The organism is Candidatus Limnocylindrales bacterium, from assembly GCA_035626395.1.
Lineage (GTDB): Bacteria > Desulfobacterota > Binatia > UBA1149 > CAITLU01 > DASPNH01.
The window spans coordinates 114,921-130,577 of sequence record DASPNR010000031.1; the positions used below are offsets into that span (position 1 = coordinate 114,921).

Below are 15,657 nucleotides of genomic sequence, written 5' to 3' on the forward strand. Positions count from 1 at the left end.
AGAAGCGCATGGCCCTGCACTGCCTCAGGGGAATCACGCTCGGAGTCTCGCGTCTGGAGGAGACGCGCGCATTCTACCGCGACTTCGGGCTGGAGGAGCGCTCCCCCGGCCGCTTTGCCACCGGCGACGGCGGCGAGCAGCTGCGTCTGGTGGAAGCGCCGCACCGGCGGCTGCTCGAGATGCGCGTGGCGGTCGAGCACGACGACGATCTCGGCGCGATGGACAGCCGCCTGCGCGCGCTGGGGCTCGACCCTCTTCGCCGGCCGCACTCGCTGGAGATCCTGGAGCCGAGCAGCGGCGTGCGCGTGGTCGCCGAAGTGGCGCCGCCGATCCAGCCGAGCCACTACGCGGCGCGGGCCATCAACGCTCCGGGCGTCACGAGTCGCTTCAATGAACGCTCCAGCGCCGCCGTCGTGTCTTTGCCGAGCCGTCCGCGCCGGCTCGGCCACGTCGTCATCGGTTGCCCCGATGCCGCGCTGACCCAACGCTTCTTCGTCCAAGGCGTCGGCTTCAAGGTCAGCGACCTCGTGGGCGAGGTCGGCGCGGCGTTCCTGCGCTGCTCCTCCGATCACCATAACCTGCTGATTCAGCCGGCCCCGGTGGCCTTTCTCCACCACACGGCCTGGGAAATGGCCGACGTCGACGAGGTGGGGCAGGCTGCGGCGCGCCTCGTGGAGTCGCGGCCCGATTGCCACGTCTGGGGCCTTGGCCGCCACGGCTTCGGAAGCAATTTCTTCTGGTACCTGCGCGATCCCTCCGGCGGCTTCAACGAGTACTACAGCGACCTGGACGTAATCGTCGACGACGAGCTGTGGAAGATCGCCGCATCGACCCAGGTCCATCCGCTGGCAGCGTGGGGGCCGCCGGTGCCGATGGAGTTCCTGTTTCCGCCCGACCTGCCCGCGATGGTTTGAGCGCGTCCCAACGATGCGGCCTTGATCGCGCCGGCGGCACGGAGGTTGCGGAGGCCGCCGGGCGTGTTGGCTCGGCTGCGAAGGCCCGAAGACCACCACCGTCGACGGCGGGCTGGCACGCAGCGGCATTTCCCTTTCTTCCAGCGCGGCGCAGCGGGCATACTGCGCGGCGGGGGACTCCATGCCAGTACGACCAGGCACCATTTTTCGTGCGCTTGCCCGCGCGCAGGCACCGCTCCATCACCAGCTCGCCTTGCGGCTACCTTGCGTCGCGCTCGCGATGCTCCTCGCCGCGGCACCGGCGTCCGCGGCACCGCCACTGCCGGAGGTCGCGGCTGCGGCGCAGCACCTCGATGCGCTGGTGGGCGGCGCCGCCAAGGTCGAGTTCCATGGGGCCACCGGCGCGGCCCGCTTCGTCAGCATCGCCGGCGGCGCTCCGCAGGCGCGCGCTCTGGCCGCGGCGCCGCGTGCCCGCGCCGAAGCCTTCCTCGACGAGCACGGCCGTCTGTTCGGTCTGAGCTCCTCGCGCGAGCTCGGCCATCGCCGCACGCGGCGCGAGCGCAGCGGCGCTGCCCACGTCATCTTCGACCAGAGCCATCACGGCCTGGACGTCTTCGGCGCCCGCTTGATCGTTCACCTCGACGAGCAAGGGCGCGTGCGCGCGGCCAACGGCGTCACCGTTCCCGGCATCGACATCGATCCCATCGCACGCATCGACGCGGAGCAGGCCCGCCGGGCCGCCCTTGGCGGTGACGCGGGGCAGGGCGCCGGCGAGGCCACCGTGCTTCGACTGCTCGTGTTCCCGCAGGGGCTGCTGCAGGGCGCGACGCCGGTGGCGCGCCTGGCGTATGAAGTGGAGGTACGCGGCGGCGAGCGCGTGCGCGAGCTGGTCTACGTCGATGCAATGGGCGGCAAGATCCTCGAGCGCATCACGGGCGTGCACCAGGCTCTTTCGCGGCGCCTGTACGATGGACAGTACGCTGCGGCCTCACTCCTCTGGACCGAAGGCGATCCGCTGCCGTTCGGCGAGGCCAACGCCGACTCGATCCTGGACAATACCGAGTTGAGCTACGAGCTGTTCGCCAACGTCAGCAGCGGCACGTACGTCTCCTATGACGGCGCCGACCATCTCATGGAAGCGGTTGCCGATATCGGCCAGGTGCAGCCGACCACCTGTCCCAACGCATACTGGGACGGCACCTCCACCAACTTCTGCAACGAGGTCACCAGCGATGACATCGTCGCGCACGAGTGGGCGCATGCGTATACGGAGCATACCGGCGGCCTGATCTACGCGTACCAGCCGGGTGCGCTCAACGAATCGTATTCGGACATCTTCGGAGAGCTGGTCGATCTCGGCAACGGCACCGGCAACGACCTGCCCGACGCGGTGCGCGCCGAAGGCGTATGCTCGCAGCACGCACGCAATGCGATCGGGCTGGAGCTCGTCATCGCCGCGCCCGCGTCGATCGCGGGCAGCTACGTCGTCGGCGGCGCCGAGTTCGGTCCTCCGCTCGATTCGACCGGCGTTGCCGGTGCGCTGGTTCTGGCCGACGATGGCGACGCCAGCGACGATGGCCGCATCGATGACGGCTGTCAGCCATTCGTCAACGCCGCCGCCGTGACGGGCAAGATCGCCGTCGTTCGCCGCGGCAGCTGCCTGTTCGTGGACAAAGCGGCCAACGCCGAGGCTGCCGGTGCCATCGGCATGGTGGTCGTCAACAACCAGGGCGACGGCGTCATCACCATGGCCGGCGATGCGGTGATCGGGATTCCCTGCATCTTCCTCGGCCAGAGCGACGGCGAAGCCATCATCGCCGCACTCGGCGAAGGCGTCACCGGTACGATGCGCTCGGAGCCCATCGCCACCGCGAATACGTGGCGATGGCTGATGGGCGAGGATTCGACGGCCTTCGGCGGTGCGATCCGCGACATGTGGGCGCCCGAGTGTCTAGGCGACCCGGGCCGTGTAGGCGATGCCGAGCTGTACCGGTGCGGCTCCGGCGACAGCGGCGGCGTGCACTCGAACTCCGGCGTCCCCAACCGCGCGTTCTCGCTGCTCGTCGACGGCGGCAGCTACAACGGGGTTGCTGTCGCCGCCATCGGAGCGACCAAGGCGGCTGCGGTCTACTGGCGCGCGATGAGCGTCTACCAGGTTCCGGCCACGGATTTCCCGGCGCACGCGGACGCGCTCGAGCAGTCGTGCGAGGATCTCGTCGGCCAGTTGCTGCCGGCCCTGGACACCGGCGCGCCGTCCGGAGAGACGCTGTCGGCCGAGGACTGTCAGGCCGTGACCGACGCAATGACAGCGGTGGAGATGCGTGCGCCGATCCCGTGCAGCTTCGATCCGATCCTGGATCCCGATGCGCCCGAGCTGTGCAGCGGCTCGGTCCTCGTCGACGCGGTGGCCTGGGACTTCGAAACCGATCCCTCCGCGACGTGGACGTTCGAGGACGACGGCGTCTTCGAGGAGTACCTGCCTCGCAGCTGGCAATGGACGAGCGACCTGCCCGATCAGAGGTCCGGTTCCGCGCTGTACGCCGCCAACGCCAACATCGGCGATTGCGATCCGGGCAGCAACGATCAATCGGGCGTCGTGTACGCCACGACGCCGCCGATCCTGATTCCGCAGCGCAGCGGGCCGCCCAAGCTGGTGTTCGATCACTACATCGCCAGCGAGCCGGCCTTCGACGGCGGCAATGTCTCCATCAGCGTCAACGGCGGGCCTTTCCAGCTCATCGACGGCGACGACTTCACGTTCAACGGCTACAACCAGATCATCGCGCAGGGCGGAGGCAGCGCGCCGGTGAACCACAATCCACTTGCGGGCCAGATGGCCTTCAGCGGCGTCAACGAGAATTCGACCAACGGCAGCTGGGGCCAGTCGCAGGTGGAGCTGGGCTGGTACGCGGCGCCGGGCGACACCATACGTGTGCGCTTCGCGTTCGGGATGGACGGCTGCTTCGGCGTCGACGGCTGGTACGTCGACGACGTGCGCGTCTTGTCGTGCACCGAGCCCGCCGATGGCCTCGATGCGTTCGTCTGTGACCGCGACCGCATCAGCCGCGATGCGTCCCCGTTCACGCCGGTCGAGGACGTGGAGCTGTTCACCCAGCTCGACGGCGGCCTGATCACGCCCTTCTATGATGTGGTGGCACCTTCCATGCTGTGCCAGCCGCGCGCGCTCGGCGACGAGGACATCAGCGACCCCGAAACGCATCTTGCCGGCTTCGAGCTGAGTGCGGGCATCGCGCTGCCCGAGCAGGCGCTGGATGTGGAGGTCGATACGGCTCTCGGCCGTACGTGGGTCGACACGAAAGCAGCGCAAACGGTGCTCGTGCCGGCGGCGACCGGCGTCTCACCGGTGGCTCCCGATAATGGGTCCCACGTTCTGGACACCTACGCCTGCTATGGCGTGCGCAAGGCTCGCGGGGCGCCGAGGTTCCCGCGCGGCATCACCGCCGGCCTGACCGACGCCGGCGGAGAGACCGTGACGTACGGCGTTCGCAAGCCCTCGCGGCTGTGCGTGGCGGCCGACCGTGACGGCGGCGGAATCAAGAACGAAGGCAGCTGGGGCCATCTTCTCTGCTACAAGGCGAAGCGGCTGGCGGGACAGCCGATCTTTACGGGTGTGTCCGGTCTCAACGTCGCCAGTGACTTCGGCCAGCAGCAGGTGGACCTGACGCGCGAGCACGACCTTTGCCTGCCCGCCACGATCACCGACCTGGCCGACCTCGGGCACTGACACCACGGTCCATAGGTGCACGTGCGATGGACGCGCAGCGGCGGCTGCGCCTCCCATCACCGCCCCGCACTTACGACAGGCATGGCCTGCTGGTAGCGTGGCGCCGACTTTGGCTGGCCGGCCTTCCCGCTCCAGCCGTTCGGGGGATGCTCGAATGCGCGAGACGCCGCTCGTTTCCGCCTTCATCACTGTCCTGTTGGCCTGCCCTGTCTCGGCGGCGTCGCCACCCGTCGATGATCGGCTGGTCTGCTTCGAGCTCGAGGATTCGCTGGCGGCCGAGGAGCGCTGGCGCGAGGTGACGCCCGGCGATGGGAGCGGCTGCAGCGTCCGCACGCGCGCCAGTCTTCTGTGCACGCGAACAAAGGACGTCGAGGAAGAGGACGCGCAGCTCGCGCGCGAGCAACTCTGCTACAAGCTGCGCTGCGCCGGCGCTGCCGCCGCCGGCCCGTTGTGGCTCGAGGATGCATTCGGCGGCCGACGCATCGAGCCTGGCGGCTTCGGTTATGTCTGTACGCCGGCCCATGTGTCGCCCGCCGGTGATGCCGGCGAGCATGGCGCGCGGGCGACGCGTCGGCCCCGATCTTCCGGTTCCGCGGGTCAGTTCGTGCTGCGCGAATGCGGCGACTTCTCCGGCGAAGGCGCCATCAGCGCGAGCGACGCGCTCGGAACGCTGCGAGCCGCCGTTGGCAGCGCGAGCTGCCTGCCGTGCGTGTGCGACGTCGATTCCAGCGGCACGTTCACTGCCAGTGATGCACTGCGTGTGCTGCGCAATGCCGTGGGGCAGGCCATCGAGCTGAACTGCCAGCCGGACGGCAATCCTGTCAGCTGGACCGGCGGCGCCGACAATGTCTCCTGGCACCTGCCGGGGAACTGGAGCCTGGGCACGCGCATCCCCAACCTCTGCGACGACGTCACCATCGCCATCGCCGGGCCCACGATCCTGCATTCGCAGGGGAATGACGGAGCTTTGCGGATCAACTCGACCCGCCCCATCGACCTGTCCGGCGGTACGCTGCAGGTGCGCGATACGGTCTTCGTCGGCAACACGTTCCGCTTCGTTGGCGGGACGCTGAAGGATGGAATCGTCCTGGCGGCGGCGCCGGCTGCGTCCGCCGACGGCGAGGGATCGACGGCCGGCGCGGGGGCCGAGGCGGTGTTCACCAACAGCGGCGGCCTGCTCGATGGCGTCACGTTCGAAGCCGACATGAACCTGTCGGCCACCAGCGTGCACGTGCGCGTGATGAACGACCTCATGCTCGAGGGCACCGCGACGATGGGGTCGGCCAGCAACGTCCGGTTCCAGGGCGGCACCCAGCTCCTCGGCGGGAGCGGCGAGGTCTTTTTCAACGGCACGTCCGGCAAGAGCATCACGGTGGACTCGGGAACGACCCTGGACATCGGTGCGGACATGACCATCCGCGGCGGCACCGGCACCGTCGGCAGCGCGGGCACCCTGACCAATCTGGGAACGATCCACTCGGATCTGCCGGGCGAGATCATCGTGCAGTCCACCAGCGGCTGGACCAACGCTGGCCTGATCCGCGGCAGCGGAGGCGGCGACGTGGAGCTGACCGGAACCTGGACCAACGCCGCGCAGGTCGAGATCCTCGACAGCGGCGTGCTGACCCTGACCGGTCAGTGGCACAACGACGGCACCATCTCCTCGACCGACTCCACCGTGAACCTGGGCGGCACCTTCACGCTCGACGATCTCGGCACGTTCACCCGCGACGGCGGCGAAGTGAACCTCACCGGCACCCTGGACAACGACACCGGCCTGATGCTCGACGACCTCACCGGCAGCTGGCGGCTGGTCGGCGGAACGATTCTCGGGGGCACGATTGCCGCCGAAGGCAACGCCGAACTGATCGCGACCAACTCCGGCGGCCTCCTCGACGGCGTCACTCTCCTGAGCGGCATGGACATGACCGCCACCAGCGCACACGTACGCGTCTCCAACGACGTCGAGCTCGGCCCGGCGGCGGTCGTGACGATGGGTACTGCGGCCAGCATCCGCTTCCAGGGCGGGGATCAGGAGCTTGCCGGCGAGGGCGAGATCTTCTTCCAGGGAACAACCGGCAAGGCCATCACGATCGATGCCGGCACTTCGGTGGACATCGGCGCCGACGTCATCATCCGTGGGGGACAAGGAACCGTCGGCAGCAGCGGAAGCCTGACCAACCACGGGCTGATCCATTCGGATCTTCCCGGCGAGATCACGATCACCTCCACGCAGGGCTGGACCAACGAGGGCAGCATCCAGGGCAGCGGCGGCGGCGATCTCGAGCTTTCCGGCGTCTGGACCAACAACAGCGAGGTCGCGATCGCCGACAGCGGCGTGCTGACGCTGGAAGGGATGTGGTCGAACGCCGGCACCATCGACGCCGTCGATTCCACCGTCAATCTCGGCGGCACCTTCACGCTGGCCGCGCTCGGCGACTTCTCGCGCAGCGGCGGCATCGTCAACCTGACCGGCACGTTCGACAACGTCAGCGACCTGGTGCTGGGACCGGACACCGGCGACTGGTTCCTGCGCGGCGGCACAGTGCTCGGCGGCAGCATCGACGGTACGGGCGGAGCGAGGCTGATCCTGACCAACAGCGGCGGTGTCTTGAATGCCGTGACGATGCTGGCGCCGATGGACATGACGGCCACCAGCTCGCAAGTGCGCATTCAGAACGGTCTGCAGCTGGAGGGGCTCGCCACGATGGGCACCGCCTCCAGCATCCGCTTCCAGGGCGGCCAGCAGACACTGTCGGGTGCCGGTGAGGTATTCTTCCAGGGCACTACCGGCAAGAGCATCACGATCGATTCGGGCACCACCCTGACGATTGCCGAGACGATGACGATTCGCGGCGGTCAGGGCACGGTCGGAAGCAGCGGCATGCTCGTCCATGAAGGTCTCATCGACGCCAACGGCGCCGGCGAGATCACCGTCACTTCCACGCAAGGCTGGACCAACAACGGCGAGATTCGCGGCCGCGACGGCGGCGACCTGCAGCTCTCCGGCGTGTGGACGAACAACGAGGTCGTCAGCATGGAAGACGGCGGCGTCCTGACGATGGGCGGCACCTGGGAAAACGAAGGCAAGATCATCTCCGATCAGGCGACGGTCAATCTCGGCGGCACGTTCACCCTGGCCAGCCTCGGCTCCTTCAGCCGCACCGGCGGCACCGTCAACATCACCGGCACGTTCGACAACGAGACCGACCTGCTGCTGGACATGAGCACGGGAAGCTGGCGGCTCGCCGGCGGAACCATTGCCGGCGGTTCCGTCGACGCCCAGGACGGCGCCGAGCTGCTCTTCACCAACAGCGGCGGCCTCCTCGACGGCGTCACGATGGATGCACCGATGAATCTGACGGGCACCAGCTCCCAGGTGCGCGTTCAGAACGGTCTGGTGCTCAACGACGTGGCCACCATGGGCACGGCGAGCAACATCCGTTTCCAGGGAGGGCAGCAGGTGCTCGAGGGGACCGGGGAGGTGCATTTCTCGGGGACGACCGGCAAGTCGATCACCGTCGACTCCGGTGGCACGCTCACGGTTGCCGAGACGATGTCGATCACCGGCGGCACGGGCACCATCGGCAGCGCGGGCATGCTGCAGATCGACGGCATGGTCGAGGTGAGCGAAAGCGGCGAGATCACCGTTGCGGCCACGCAGGGCTGGGTGAACGACGGGACGCTGCGTGCGACGGCGGGCAACCTCCGGCTTCTCGCCGCCGGCAGCAATTCGGGAGGAACCATCGAGATCGGCGCCGGACGCCAGCTGACGGCGCCGAACGGGTTCACGCAGCTGGGCGGAGGAACGCTGGTGCTGCACCTGGGCAGCGCCGCCAGCTTCGGCAAGGTGGCCGTCACCGGAGCGGCCAATCTGGCGGGCACACTCGAGGTCGCGCTCGGCGACGGCTTCGATCCGCCCGTCGGGACGACGTTCCAGATCATGACGTTCGGATCGCGCGTGGGTGACTTCACGACGGTCGAAGGTCTCGACATCGGGAACGGGAAGAAGCTGCAGCGGACCACGACCGCGACCACGATGACGTTGGAGGTAGTCCCAGAATGACAAGCAGCAGCAGGATCATGGCCGCAGGCATCCTGGCCGCCGTCTGTGGCGCCGTGCCCGCCGCGGCCGGTCGCTTGGATCATTCGCGCTGCGAGCGGGTGTCGGCGGGCTCGGAGGTGATCATGGCCGTCGACGTGGAGAGCGCCGTGCTCGGCGACCATCGCGACTGCACGCTCGGCGAGGCGCGCCATCTGTGCGATCCCGCCGATGCGGTGGTGGCCGGTGGAACCGAGCCATCGGAGCCCTCCGGCGTCGAAGAGGAGGCGCGTCGCCTCTGCTATCGTCTGAGCTGTCCGGCCGCGCCATCGCAGACCGTCACGGTCACGGACCGTTTCGGCTCGCGCACCGCCACGGTGGCGCGGCCGAAGTACGTGTGCCTCGTGACCGGCACTGGAGAGTCAGCGACCGAGCGGTAGACGCGCCACCGCGGCGACCGTCGCGATGAGCTCGGAAGCCTCGACCGGCTTGGACAGATGCATCTGGTAGCCGGCCAGCATCGCGCGCGTGCGGTCTTCGGAGCGCGCGAACGCGGTCAGCGCGACGGCGGGCGTGAGGTGACCACTCGGCATCTCCATCTTGCGCAGCGACCGGATCAGGTCGTAGCCGTCCCGGTCGGGCATTCCGATGTCGCTCAGCAGCACGTCGGGCGGCTGCCTGCGAAACAGATCCAGTGCTTCGGCGGCCGATGCCGCGCGCGTCACGCGCGCACCGTGGTCTTCGAGCAGCTGTCCGATCAGCTCGCGCGCGTCCGCATCGTCGTCCACCACCATCACGTGCAGATTGCTCAGCGACACGTCGTGCGGAATCGGCGCCGCGCCTCGTGCCAGGCGTGGGTGCGCGCGCTCGCTCGGCGATTGCTCTTCGTGCATCGGCATCAGCGGTAGCTCGACGACGAACGTGGACCCCTTGTCCTCGCCGGCGCTCTTGGCCCGCACGCTGCCGCCGTGCAGCTCGACCAGCTGCTTGACGATGGCCAGGCCCAGCCCCAGTCCACTGTGGCGGCGAGTGGTGGAGCCGTCCTCCTGCCGGAAACGCTCGAAGACGTAGGGGAGGAATTCGGGCGCTATGCCCTGTCCGGTGTCGGTCACCGAGATCTCGACGTGCGAGTTCACGCGCTCGAGCGCCACCAGCACGCGCCCGTCGCGGCCGGTGAACTTGATGGCATTGGACAGCAGGTTCCAGACGATCTGCTGCAGGCGATTGGGATCGCCGCGGACCGGACCGATGCCGGGGTCCAGGATGGTCTGCAGGCGGATGCCCTTGGCCTCGGCCGCCGGCCGCACCGTGGTCACCGCGGCCTCGATGACTTCGGGCAGCGTGACCTGCTGGACGTCGAGCCGCAGCTTGCCGGCAACGATCCGGCTCATGTCGAGCAGGTCCTCGATGATCTGCGTCTGCACCCGTGCGTTGCGCTCGATGACCTCCATCCCGTGCGAGACTTCCTGCGCCGGCCGGTCGCCGCTGCGCAGCATGTGCGCCCACCCGAGGATCGCCGACAGCGGCGTGCGCAGCTCGTGCGAAAGGGTGGCCACGAACTCGTCCTTCATGCGGCTGGCGCGTTCCACCTCGATGCGCGCGTCGCGCTCGCTTTCCAGCAGCCGCTGGCGTTCGTCGTGGGCGCGCTGGATCTCGACATCCTGTTTCTGGATCTGCGCGAGCATCTCATTGAAGACGTCGGTGAACTGGCCGAGCTCGTCCTCGCCGTATTTGGCGGCACGGATCGAGTAGTCGCGCGTTTCGGACACGCGCCGGGCCGTGGCCGCCAGCGTGTCGACCGGACGGACGAGGTTCTGCCCGATGCGGCTGGAGATCAGGAAGGCGAAGACCATCGTCATGACGGCGACCGTCAGGATGACGCCGACGTTGCCCCAGGCGCGCGCGAGCGCGCCGCTGCGGTCGAACACGACCTGCAGTCGCCCGACATTGCCGGCACGCCCGCCGACGTCGGCGCTGACGATCAGCCATGTGCCGTCGTAGCGGATGCCGGGTTGGCCCGGCGGGAAGCCCGGCGCGTCCATGCTCGGATTGTCGTAGCGTGCGAAGATCCGGCCGTCGGCTGAGTAGAGCGTGGCCGATGCAACGTTCGGCGACGCCTTGAGGGCAGACAGGGCCTCGGCGCCAAGCTCGGGATCGCCGAATGCCAGCGGGGCCTCGCTGTTGACCGCGATGATGTTGGCCTGCGCACCCGCCAGAGCCGACGTTTCGGCCTCCGTATCGAGGTAGTCGATGATGGCCAGCACCGCCGATACCGAGATCACCGCCGAGCCGGTGGTAAGGGTAACGAGCAGTGTCAGCTTGGCCCCGAAGGAGCGCATCGGCCGCAACAGCGGCATCAGGGACTGCTCCGCGGGCCCACGATCTGCGCGAGCTGAAGTACCTTGGCGCTGACGGCGATGCGTGAGCGCTGGATGGCATCGAGGTTGGCCTCGAAGATGATGCGGTTGCCGCGCAGGACGAACCCGAGCATGCCGCCGCTGGCGGCGAACATCGGTATGTCGCTGACCGTAAGGACGTCTCCGTCCGCCACACCGCGCAGGATCGCCTGCACACGTGGGGCGGGCAGGCCGCAGATGTACAGGAGGTGAGCCGGCTTCATGCTCTCGTACACCGATGCCCATTGCTCCTCGCTGGCCCCATCGCCCGGCACCGCCGCCCGGCGCAGCGTCACCGCGCGCCCGCCGACCGGCTCGGTGGCGGATACGACCTCGGCCAGCACGTCGGTGACGTCACACTGGCCCGCCAGCGTGATCACGATGGGGCTGGTAGGCGAGTCGAAGCACTCCTCGGGCCACTGAGCGTACTTGACGAAATTCAGCAGGTAGGCGGCCTTGAGCTTCGCCGCCTTCTGGGCGTCGATGCCCTGCGCGAGCGCCGGCGCGGCTGCCGCAACCACGACCGACACGGACAGCGCCCAAGCCGCGAGGCGGCAGCTGCCCGATCGGATGCTGTTGCGGAACGTGGCCATCGACGTTTCTTCGCCTTCTCCCGTTAGAACTGCACCGTCGCCGACAAATAGATCGCCCGCTCGATTTGGACGGTCGGGGACGCCTCGCGATGGGTCTCCTGCAGCAGGTTCTGCCCCCACAGCGCCAGCTCGATGTTGTCGGTGGCACGCCAGGTGATGCCCTGGTCCAGCCGCACGTACTCGTCGGCGTCGACCGTGGGAACCTGGTCGACGAAGTAGAGAGCCGTGTCGAGCTCGACGTCGTCGGTCACATCGAAGTGCGAGCGCGCCTTCACCAGGTGATGCGGGGCATTGCCCTGATCCTGTGGCAGCACCGGCCCATGCACCTCCACCTCCACGAAGCTGTAGGAGGCCGCCAGCCTCCAGGGCTCGAGGATCCGCCACTCGGCGCTGAGCTCGAAGCCGAACGTCTCGGCGGTGCCGTCGTTGTTCCAGGCTCCGAACGTGCCCTTGGGCACGAAGATGAGGTCGTCGTAGTCGTTGTAGAACAGGGCGGTGTCCAGGCTCAGCTCGGGGGTGATGCGGATGCGATGGCCCAGCTCGTACGCCAGCACCTTCTCGCTCTTCAGGTCGGGATCGCCGACGACCTGCAGCGGGACGATGAATCCGGCCGGCGGGCCTGCCGGATCGATCAGCAGTCCGGGGTCGGCGAAGCCGAGAGTGAGCGTGGAATCGCGCTCGGTGCGCGAAGGGACGCGAACGGGCCGCGAGATGGACGCCCATAGCGTGTTGCGGTCATCCGGCGTCCACCAGAGACGTCCGCTCGGCTGCACCTCGACGCCGGTGAAGCTGTTGTGCTCGAGCTTGCTGCCGATCATCGCGAACAGCCGCTCCGGAATGACCGTGATCGTGTCCTGGAGGAAGCCGCTGAAGGTCTCGAGCGAGCGCGACGACGGATCGAACTCCACCACCGGCGACGAACGCGTGCTGTCGGCAGTATAGCGATAGCCGAGGCCCCACATGACGTCGTTCCACCCGCCGACGACGAAGTGATGGCGAACATCGATGTCGGCGGTGTGCCGTTCCACTTCGAAGTTGGCGGCTTGCTGGCGGTCGGTGAAGTCGTAGTAGGTCTGCAGGCTCCAGCCGCTCTCTCCGGTATCCCGCGTCACCCGTGCCAGGAAATTGGCGCCGCTCGCCCAGCCGTGGCCTCGACGTCGCATGAAGCTGAGGTGCATTCCGGGGACGGGCAGCCGCTGGTTCTCGTCGAAGTCCACGTCGTAGCCGTCGCTCTGCACCGTCACGCGCGTCTGCTCGTCGACGTCGTAGTCGAAACGGAAACCGCCGTGGCCAAGATCCCACTCATCGTGCGTGTCGCCGCCGGGCATCGTCTCGGTGTGGTCGCGCACGACGTACTTCCCCCACACCCGGTAGTAGCCGTTGTCCGAGGCCTTGCCGCCGTAGCGGGCCGAAGTGAATACGTGCTCCTCGTTGCCGCCACCCGCCTTGAGGTAGAAGCCCTGCGTATCGTGAGCGCGGCGCGTGATGACGTTGATGACGCCGTTGACCGCATTGGCGCCCCAGAGCGTGGCGCCGGGGCCGCGGATGACCTCGATGCGCTCGAGATCCTCGAGCAGGATGTCCTGCACGTCCCAGAACGTGCCGCCGAAAAGCGGGTCGTACACCGCGCGTCCGTCGATGAGCACGAGCGTCTTGTTGGCCAGCCCGCCGCTGAAACCGCGCATGCCAACGGTCCAGGTACGCGAGCCCGATTGCCCGACGAATACGCCCGGCACCACCCGCAGTGCCTCTGCCAGCGTGCGATGGCCGGTACGGCGCAGGTCCTCGCCGGTGACGACATGGAGTGCGGCAGGTGAGCGGAACCAGTCCTGCTCCACGCCGGCCACCGTCGTCACCGGGATGTCCATGAGCTGCTCCAGGGGCAGCTCCAGGAGCCGCTCCATCGACAGATCATCGCGAGCCTGCGCGTCGTCTGCCCAGAGAATGGCGGCGAGCACACTGGCGGCAAGGCGCCAACGGCGTGGGCGGCACGCGCGAAGGAGGCGGCGGGCAATGACGGTTTTATCGATGGATGAGCGCGCGTGGATGCTTTGGTTCATTGGGCAATGGTCCCTGACCGGACAGCACACGTCTTTCCCTCTGGAGACGGCCTTATATGTCGAAGGGGTCTGGTGATGCCAGCAAAACGGCAGCGATGTCGTGGTTTTGAACGTGTGACGTCGCACGGGTCGCGCCGCCACCGCGTCTTCGCGTGCGTGCAGCCGCGGCGGCGCAAGTGGACTTTCGCCCACGTCGAGCTCCGGCTCGTGTTCCGGAGGCGTGCTGCAAGCGGCCGCCGGCGACGGTAGCCTGCAAAGGATGAGCGCAGGCGGATTCCCCGACGACGGCGCGTCGGCGTCGTTCGAAACAGCGGATGCGTTCCTGGCGCAGTCGCACCTCTTCCACCTCGGCGGTCTGACCACGGAGCGGCAGCACCCGCAGACCATGCATCTGTCGGAGTGGGCGGCCGCCGACCTGCCGCATGCGCTGGCCGTGGTCCAGCAGTGTGAGCTGGCGGCGCTCGATGCGATGATGCAGTACGGCGAGGAGCTCGAGACGCTGCGGGCCAAGGTGCAGGCCGCGCTCGCCGAGGGACGAAACATCTTTCTGGGCGGCTGCGGTGCCACCGGCCGCCTGGCCATCACGCTCGAGTTCCTCTGGCGAGAGGCAGCCATGGCTGGCGGCCGCCGCCACGCGCTCGAGCGCGTCCACGGCTTCACCGCGGGCGGCGACCTGGCCCTGGTGCGCTCGGTCGAGAGCTTCGAGGATCATCCTGCATTCGGCGCGCGCCAGCTCGACGGTCTCGGCTTCACCGCGCAAGACCTGATGATCGGCATTACCGAGGGCGGCGAGACGCCCTTCGTCATCGGCGCCGTCGAGCACGCGGCACGCTTCAGCGAGGTGCCGCCGTCGTTCGTGTTCTGCAACCCGGTCTCGGACCTGGCGCTGGAAGTGGTGCGGTCCAAGCGAGTGTTCGAGAATCCACACATCGATTCGCTCAGCGTGTGCGTGGGGCCGATGCTGCTGTCGGGCAGCACCAGGATGGAAGCCAGCACCGCACTCATGCTGGCCGTCGGCATGGCGCTGCTGGGCGAGGAGCAGGGCGAGCCGGTGGTTCGGCGGCTGCGCGCGTTGCGAACGGCCGTGGAGCGCACCGACTTCGCCGCGCTCGCACCGTTCGTGGAGCGCGAGGCGCAGGCCTTCGGAGCACGTGACCACATTCTCTACGAGTCGCGCGACTACGCCATCACGATCCTGACCGACACGACCGAGCGCCATCCGACTTTCAACATTGCGGCGTTCGAGAACGTGCAGGACGAGGACGCGCCGCTGTCGGAGGCGTATTTCGTGTTCCCCGGCACGCGGACGCCGCAGGAGTCCTGGCACGCGCTGCTGGCCAGACCGCCGCGCGCGCTGGACTGGAATGGCTACGAGACGCGCGTGGGTCTGGCGCGGCTGTATGGCTACGACTTCAGCGAGAACGCGCGCGCCCGTCGGCGCCGGCTGGCACCGCCCGGCACCCGCGTGCACCCGTTCGTCATCGCGCGGGAGTCCGACTCGCTGGCGTGGAATCTCGACGAGCTGCGTCTACGGGTGCCGATCGCGGGGCTGACGCCGCTTCTGCAGCACGTGCTGCTGAAGATCCTGCTCAACACGCACTCGACCCTGATGATGGGCCGCTGCGGTCGCTACCAGGGCAACGTCATGACGTGGGTGCGCCCGACCAACGGCAAGCTCATCGACCGTGCCATCCGCTACGTGCAGCACCTGCTCAACACCTACAGCACCAGCCGCCGCAGCTACGAAGAGATCTGCCACGAGCTCTTCGCCGCGATGCAGTCGCTGACGCCCCAGGACTCCGTCGTGCTGAAAACCTACGAACGCCTGACCGGCACCGCGCTGAAATCGCCGGAACATCCGGGAACCGCCAAAGAGGCGCGAGCCTAGCGGATGTCCGCTGTCCTGG

The 15,657-nt window shown here is 68.1% G+C and carries 8 protein-coding genes; 5 read left to right on the forward strand and 3 right to left on the reverse strand.

The genetic code is table 11. From position 1 onward, the window contains the following. Positions 1 to 8 precede the first annotated feature (8 nt). The 4 genes from VEC57_12025 (at position 9) to VEC57_12040 (ending at position 9,141) form a co-directional block, all read left to right on the forward strand. Positions 9 to 914, forward strand: a complete 906-nt coding sequence (locus tag VEC57_12025) for a VOC family protein (protein ID HYB99848.1) — start codon at positions 9 to 11, stop codon at positions 912 to 914. Positions 915 to 1,194: 280 nt separating this feature from the next. Then, positions 1,195 to 4,659: a M4 family metallopeptidase gene (locus VEC57_12030; protein ID HYB99849.1), complete on the forward strand. Its 3,465-nt coding sequence runs from the start codon at positions 1,195 to 1,197 to the stop codon at positions 4,657 to 4,659. A gap of 154 nt (positions 4,660 to 4,813) precedes the next feature. Next, positions 4,814 to 8,725, forward strand: a complete 3,912-nt coding sequence (locus tag VEC57_12035) for a hypothetical protein (GenBank protein HYB99850.1) — start codon at positions 4,814 to 4,816, stop codon at positions 8,723 to 8,725. Beyond that, a complete protein-coding gene (locus VEC57_12040) occupies positions 8,722 to 9,141 on the forward strand; it encodes a hypothetical protein (GenBank protein ID HYB99851.1) in 420 nt (139 codons plus the stop codon). Before VEC57_12035 ends, VEC57_12040 begins: the two co-directional genes overlap by 4 nt. Here VEC57_12040 and VEC57_12045 read toward each other — a convergent pair. Genes VEC57_12045 through VEC57_12055 form a run of 3 tightly spaced genes read right to left on the reverse strand, consistent with a single transcriptional unit; the run spans position 9,124 to position 13,594 of the window. After that, a complete protein-coding gene (locus VEC57_12045; GenBank protein ID HYB99852.1) occupies positions 9,124 to 11,058 on the reverse strand; it encodes an ATP-binding protein in 1,935 nt (644 codons plus the stop codon). The two genes, VEC57_12040 and VEC57_12045, sit on opposite strands and share 18 nt — an antisense overlap. After that, positions 11,058 to 11,690, reverse strand: a complete 633-nt coding sequence (locus VEC57_12050; GenBank protein HYB99853.1) for a YfiR family protein — start codon at positions 11,688 to 11,690, stop codon at positions 11,058 to 11,060. Before VEC57_12050 ends, VEC57_12045 begins: the two co-directional genes overlap by 1 nt. A gap of 23 nt (positions 11,691 to 11,713) precedes the next feature. Beyond that, the gene (locus VEC57_12055) at positions 11,714 to 13,594 is read right to left on the reverse strand and encodes a TonB-dependent receptor (GenBank protein HYB99854.1); all 1,881 of its coding nucleotides are present in this window, start codon (positions 13,592 to 13,594) and stop codon (positions 11,714 to 11,716) included. 415 nt (positions 13,595 to 14,009) lie between these two features. Between VEC57_12055 and VEC57_12060 the strand changes: the two genes are divergently transcribed. Further along, on the forward strand, positions 14,010 to 15,638 hold the full coding sequence (locus VEC57_12060) for a hypothetical protein (GenBank protein ID HYB99855.1): 1,629 nt from the start codon (positions 14,010 to 14,012) through the stop codon (positions 15,636 to 15,638). Positions 15,639 to 15,657 lie beyond the last annotated feature (19 nt).

Coding starts and splice junctions, on each gene's coding strand:
- VEC57_12055 (HYB99854.1), bottom strand. CDS start 13,594: ATGGAGCGGCTCCTGGAGCTGCCCCTGGAGCAGCTCATGGACATCCCG.
- VEC57_12030 (HYB99849.1), top strand. CDS start 1,195: ATGCTCCTCGCCGCGGCACCGGCGTCCGCGGCACCGCCACTGCCGGAG.
- VEC57_12050 (HYB99853.1), bottom strand. CDS start 11,690: ATGGCCACGTTCCGCAACAGCATCCGATCGGGCAGCTGCCGCCTCGCG.
- VEC57_12040 (HYB99851.1), top strand. CDS start 8,722: ATGACAAGCAGCAGCAGGATCATGGCCGCAGGCATCCTGGCCGCCGTC.
- VEC57_12025 (HYB99848.1), top strand. CDS start 9: ATGGCCCTGCACTGCCTCAGGGGAATCACGCTCGGAGTCTCGCGTCTG.
- VEC57_12060 (HYB99855.1), top strand. CDS start 14,010: ATGAGCGCAGGCGGATTCCCCGACGACGGCGCGTCGGCGTCGTTCGAA.
- VEC57_12045 (HYB99852.1), bottom strand. CDS start 11,058: ATGCCGCTGTTGCGGCCGATGCGCTCCTTCGGGGCCAAGCTGACACTG.
- VEC57_12035 (HYB99850.1), top strand. CDS start 4,814: ATGCGCGAGACGCCGCTCGTTTCCGCCTTCATCACTGTCCTGTTGGCC.